This is a genomic window from Microcystis sp. M53603_WE2 (assembly GCF_030065435.1).
The window spans coordinates 1-2,539 of the sequence record NZ_JASJFF010001148.1 but is presented as its reverse complement, the minus strand read 5'-3'; the positions used below and the strand labels follow the sequence as shown (position 1 = coordinate 2,539).

The following is a 2,539-nucleotide window of genomic DNA, read 5'->3' as shown; positions in this document are numbered from 1 at the left end:
GGAACCCTTATAGAGAAAGGCATTTAGCGATTTTTGTCAATTGTTTTTATCTAGAGCGAACTAATCAATTAAGTCTCTTGCCAGATAAGGATTTAGTCGATTTATGCCCCCCTATCGAACCATAACAAGTAACGAAGAGCCTAACATTTTAGGGAAAAAATGTAGTTATATCTAGAAAATTAAGAAATTATACTGAATTGCTTTGGCAGAGATTGAGGGAATTTTTAACCGGAAAATAGGAATAGTATTGATTTATCGATCGTCCACCATCAGGACAGAAAATGTTCAGGATGGGTAAATAACCCATCCTCGGAATAATTAGGAGCTGCTGAATAAATCTAAAAACCTTGTTGGGTAAGACTTTTAGACTTTTTGTCAATCACAAAGTACCAGGTATGGGAGTGATCAGGGGGAAAATCCCTGGACTTTTTCCCTAAAAATTAGGTAATTGGCCACCTCAAAACCGGTAAAACCCCACACCCCACACCCCACACCCCAAACCCTGCCCCCACCGAAAAACTTTTTCAGCAGACCCTATATACACCGAAACTGACCAAGCTGAAAGCCGCTGGACTGTTTCCTTGCCCCATCAATATAACAGGAAATGAGACAAAAAATCTCGCCTAGGAAAGATTGACAAAGGCGAGAAACCGTGTTTCCATCAAGAATGGGAGATAAAATCTAAGAACGTTGTTCGATCGGTGTATAGGGGACTTCGTGTTCTCCTGTGTAGATTTGGGTAGGACGGAAAATGCGGTTAGTATTTAATTGTTCTTTCCAGTGGGCCAACCAACCGGCCACCCGGGAGATGGCAAAAATCGGGGTAAATAAGTCATTGGGGATGCCTAATTTCCGATAGACCAATCCCGAATAGAAATCCACATTAGGATAGATACCTTTTTCGCCGTAGATATCCACCATTGCCTGTTCTAATTCTAGGGCGATATCGTAGTATTCATCGGAACCTAATTCCGCGAATAATTGTTCGGCAAGATTTTGTAAAATCGTCGCCCGGGGATCCTTAACTTTATATACCCGGTGTCCAAAACCCATAACTTTTTGTTTATTGGCGATACATTTTTCCACATAGGGACGAACATTAGCCACCGAACCGATTTCCTCTAACATTAACAATACTTCCTCGTTTGCCCCACCGTGGAGGGGGCCGGCGAGAGTTCCCACTGCTGAAGCGATGACACCGTAGGGGTCGGTTAAAGTGGAAGCCGTCACCATGGCCGAAAAAGTCGAGGCATTCATGGTATGTTCGGCGTGGAGGGTCAAACAGACATCGAAAACTTTCGCCGCTAAATCCGTTGGTCGTCTTTCCGTCAACATATAGAGGAAATTGGCCGCATAATCAAGACTATCGTTGGGCTGAATGGGATGATTACCTTTGCGAATTAATTGAAACGCCGCCACCATGGTGGGGATTTTCGCTAATAGCCGGACTACTGCCTGACGGATATATTCGGGATTATCCAAAGCCCGACGGGCATAGTATAACCCTAAAGCCGCCGCCGAAGTTTGTAGCGCATCCATGGGATGGCCTTTTTCGGGGAAGCATTTCATCATGTCTTCGATACGGTACTTGATGCGTCGATGATAACGGATTTCATCGGCAAATTCGTCCAGTTCCGCCCCCGTGGGCAGAACACCCCAGATAAGGAGATAGGCGGTTTCGAGGAAGGTACTTTTTTCGGCGAGTTCCTCAATCCGAATGCCCCGATACTCTAAGATTCCCTTTTGCCCATCCACAAAGCTGATACTCGATTGGGCGGCGGGAATTCCTTCTAAACCTGGCCGATATTCACAAACTGTCATAGTTCTACTTTCCGTGGCGAAGATTAAGCCCTAACGCTAACTTACTTGATCTTTCCACCCTTACCGAAATTTTATAGAAATTCTTCGGTTCTGCCTCTCCCGTTCAGGATTGGGGAGAAGTGGACGGAAATTACCCCTATTTAGCGATTGCTTCGTCGATTTAGTCAACCCTGCCCTAGCGCATTTTTTCTGGGCTTACTGTTGCGACTCTAGCTAGAGGACTTGATATTTATCTACTTTCATTGTAGCGAGACTATCTCGATCGATTGAGCCGAGCGATAATTTTTTTAAGTTTCTTCGGGATTAATATTTAACTCCCGCAGTTTTGCCGCCAATCGTTCGGCCCGTTGCCGTTCCGCTTCCGCCCGTTGACTTTCCGTTTCGGCCCGTTGTCGTTCCGTTTCGGCCCGTTGACTTTCCGTTTCGGCCCGTTGACTTTCCGTTTCGGCCCGTTGACTTTCCGTTTCGGCCCGTTGTCGTTCTTCGTTGTAACTGGTGAAAGGTTGACCATCGGGATAATACAAAACTAACTCTGGTTCGGCTAATTGAAAACGAATGCCCAAGCGAGGACTTACCCAATTATCGAGATTTTCTAGACTTTCGAGCCGATTTTCCCGACGAATACAGCCGCCCAAATCATTTTTATCGGGATTATAAATGTAGTATTCTTCCACACCATAACGGTCATAAAACAGCAGTTTTCTGGTCATTTCCGTTG

Annotated in this window: 1 protein-coding gene and 1 pseudogene; both read right to left on the bottom strand. The window is 45.3% G+C overall.

Annotated elements, in window-relative coordinates; translation table 11 throughout:
- Positions 1-681: 681 nt before the first annotated feature.
- Complete coding sequence (locus PX481_RS24245) at positions 682-1,821, bottom strand: citrate synthase (RefSeq protein ID WP_002796663.1); 1,140 nt, start codon at positions 1,819-1,821, stop codon at positions 682-684.
- A 287-nt stretch (positions 1,822-2,108) separates the two neighbouring features.
- Positions 2,109-2,539: pseudogene (locus tag PX481_RS24240) on the bottom strand (Uma2 family endonuclease); the annotation flags it as partial.